Raw genomic sequence first — 2,923 nt, 5'->3', positions numbered from 1 at the left:
GAAGCGCCTCGCGAGCGCCGCGGCGAACAACGTCAACCACGTGTTCGCGGTGAAGAACGACGGCTCGATCGTCGAGCGTGACGGCGACTACAACAGCCACGCCTGGAGCGGCTGGGCCACTCCCGCCGGAGGGGGCGCCGCGACGGGGCTCGCCGCCGGCTTCACGTACTGACCGCCGGCCTCACGTGCCGCAGACCACCTGGTCGCCCGTGACCACCCCGAACCGGCCCTGGTGCGGGTCCTCGGCGCGGACCGGCACCACCTTGCGGTAGTCCGCACCGGCGATCACCAGCACGGTCCGCCCCTGGCCGGCCACCGCCCGCAGTTCGCTGCCGGGCAGCGCGGCCGACGCGGTGCGGGCCGAGCGGTCCCAGCGCGGGTCGTACACGATCACCGTGCGCTTGACGTCGCGGCTCGCGCCGTTGCCCGGGGCCCGGGTGGTGTCGAAGCCGGTGGCGCGCAGCGCCTGGTCCACCCGCCCGCCCAGCCCGTCGATCCGGGTGCCGTTCTCCACCTGCACGCGGATCTGCTGCGGCGGCACGTCGACCGGGACCGCGGGCGGCTGCTGCGGCCGGCCCCCGGGCCGCCCGGGCGGGGCGGGGACCAGCGGCCGGTCCAGGCGCAGGGCCTCGAAGAGCTTCTCGGCCTTGGGCCCGTCCCACTTCACCGTCGAGCCGATGCCCTTGACGGGGTACGAGGGGTCCCCGATCGGCACCGAGGCGAACTCGGAGGAGGACGGGGTGAAATCGCGCAGGGCCTGGCCCAGGGCCAGCATCTGCTCCGAACCGAAGCCCCGGTCGGCCCGGACCGAGCCCAGCAGCGTGGAGCTGACCTCCTTGAACTTCACGGGGTTCAGCAGCACCCCGCCGCCGGTCGCCTGTTTGATCAGGGCCGCGACGAACCGCTGCTGGCGCTGCATCCGGCCGAGGTCCGCGGCCCCGTCGACATGGCGCGAGCGCACGTACTGCAGGGCCTGGCCGCCGCCGAGCCGGTGCGTGCCCGGCAGCAGGTTCAGGCCGGTGTTGTCGTCGTGCAGAGCCTTGGCGGTGCAGATCTCCACGCCGCCCATGGCGTCGACCGTCTTCATGAAGCTGGTGAAGTCGACCTCCAGGTAGTGGTCGATCTTCACGCGGGTCATGTTCTCGACGGTCCGCACGGTCAGCTGGGGCCCGCCCTCCGCGTACGCGGCGTTCAGTTTCACGGGGTGCGGCCCGTGCTCCTTGCCGCTGGAGCCGTCCCGGTGCGCGGGCAGCTCGGCGTAGCTGTCGCGCGGCAGGCTGACCACGCTGGCCCGCGTCCTGTCGGCGGAGAGGTGGACCAGCATGACGGTGTCGGTGCAGTGGCAGGGGGCGCCGCCGAGGCGGTACTCGCGCTTGTCCTCGGGGGTGATCTTGTCGCGGCCGTCGGTGCCGACCAGCAGGAAGTTCAGGCCGTGCCCGGCCTGCGGCCGGTTCTTCATGTCCTTGAACGGGTCCACCCGTTCGATCCCGGTGTCCAGTCCCGTCATCACCGCGTGGCCGACGGCTCCGGAGCCCAGTACCGCCACCGCCAGCCCGGCGGCCAGCCGTACCCCCCACCGGGGCCGGTCCCCCCGGCGCCGTGCCGGACCACCGCCCCGCCGTGCGCGCTGCGGCTGCGGGGGCCGGGCGGGTCGGGTGGGACGGTGTGGCTGGGGCACGGGGGACACCTCCGCGGGGGCAGTGGGGCCGAAAGGAACGAACCAGACACATCAGGCAGATCGTCAGAACAATAGGCCCATACGATCAGCGTCTGTACCTACGGATCATGCGGCGCGCACCCGTTTCCCCCGTACGCGGTAACGTGACACCGATACCCGACCGTGAAGGACCACATGCCCGCCCAGCAGCCCGCAGTCTCGGTGATCATGCCGGTGCTCAACGAGGAGCGCCATCTGCGTGACTCCGTCCGCCACATCCTCGGACAGGAGTACGCCGGTGAGATGGAGGTGGTGATCGCGCTGGGGCCGTCCACGGACCGCACCGACGAGATCGCCGCCGAGCTCGTACGCGAGGACCCCCGCGTCGTCACCGTTCCGAACCCCACCGGCCGCACCCCGGCCGCACTCAACGCCGCCATCAAGGCCTCCCGCCACCCGATCGTGGTGCGCGTCGACGGCCACGGCATGCTCTCGCCGGACTACATCGCCACCGCGGTCCGCCTCCTGGAGGAGACCGGCGCGCAGAACGTCGGCGGCATCATGCACGCCGAGGGCGAGAACGCCTGGGAGGACGCCGTCGCGGCGGCGATGACCTCGAAGATCGGCGTCGGCAACGCGGCCTTCCACACCGGCGGACAGGCCGGCCCCGCCGAGACCGTCTACCTCGGGGTCTTCCGCCGTGAGGCGCTGGAGCAGCAGGGCGGGTACAACGAGGAGTTCATCCGCGCCCAGGACTGGGAGCTGAACTTCCGCATCCGCGAGGCCGGCGGGCTCATCTGGTTCTCGCCCGAGCTGAAGGTCCAGTACCGCCCGCGGCCCTCCGTGCGCGCGCTGGCCAAGCAGTACAAGGACTACGGGCGCTGGCGCCACGTGGTGGCCCGTTACCACTCGGGCTCCATCAACCTGCGCTACCTCGCCCCGCCGACCGCCGTCTGTGCCATCGCCGCCGGCGTGGTCGCCGGTGCGACCCTCACCCCGTGGGCCTTCGTGGTCCCGGCCGGCTACCTCGCGGCGATCACCGCCGGCTCGGTTCCGGCCGGCAAGGGCCTGTCCCTCAAGGCGCGGGCGCAGATCCCGGTGGCCCTGGCCACCATGCACATGTCCTGGGGCTTCGGCTTCCTGACGAGCCCGCGCTCGCTCGCGGCCAAGGTCATCGCGAGCCGCCGCCCGGCGGTGCGGCGCGATCTCGTCGGCGAGGCCTGAGCGCCCCGCACGCGAAGGGGGCCCGGGGTGCTGTCGGCCGAC

The 2,923-nt window shown here is 72.8% G+C and carries 2 protein-coding genes; one reads left to right on the top strand and one right to left on the bottom strand.

Annotated features, from left to right (window positions below; genetic code table 11):
* Window positions 1-181 precede the first annotated feature (181 nt).
* The gene (locus ACFXA3_RS40085) at window positions 182-1,678 is read right to left on the bottom strand and encodes an LCP family protein (protein WP_385195970.1); all 1,497 of its coding nucleotides are present in this window, start codon (window positions 1,676-1,678) and stop codon (window positions 182-184) included.
* Between the two features lie 174 nt (window positions 1,679-1,852).
* Here ACFXA3_RS40085 and ACFXA3_RS40080 point away from each other — a divergent pair, with 174 nt between their 5' ends.
* Window positions 1,853-2,881 carry a glycosyltransferase family 2 protein gene (locus ACFXA3_RS40080; protein WP_385195967.1) on the top strand — a complete coding sequence of 343 codons (1,029 nt, stop codon included), beginning with the start codon at window positions 1,853-1,855 and terminating at the stop codon, window positions 2,879-2,881.
* Window positions 2,882-2,923 lie beyond the last annotated feature (42 nt).

Origin of the sequence: Streptomyces sp. NPDC059456, assembly GCF_042750055.1 — a bacterium.
GTDB lineage: Bacteria > Actinomycetota > Actinomycetes > Streptomycetales > Streptomycetaceae > Streptomyces.
Note: the sequence above shows the minus strand (reverse complement) of the source record. Positions and strands in the feature narration are given on the sequence as shown.

Bases quoted from the DNA above. Each gene is read 5' to 3' on its own strand.
- ACFXA3_RS40080 (WP_385195967.1), top strand. From the start codon at position 1,853: ATGCCCGCCCAGCAGCCCGCAGTCTCGGTGATCATGCCGGTGCTCAAC.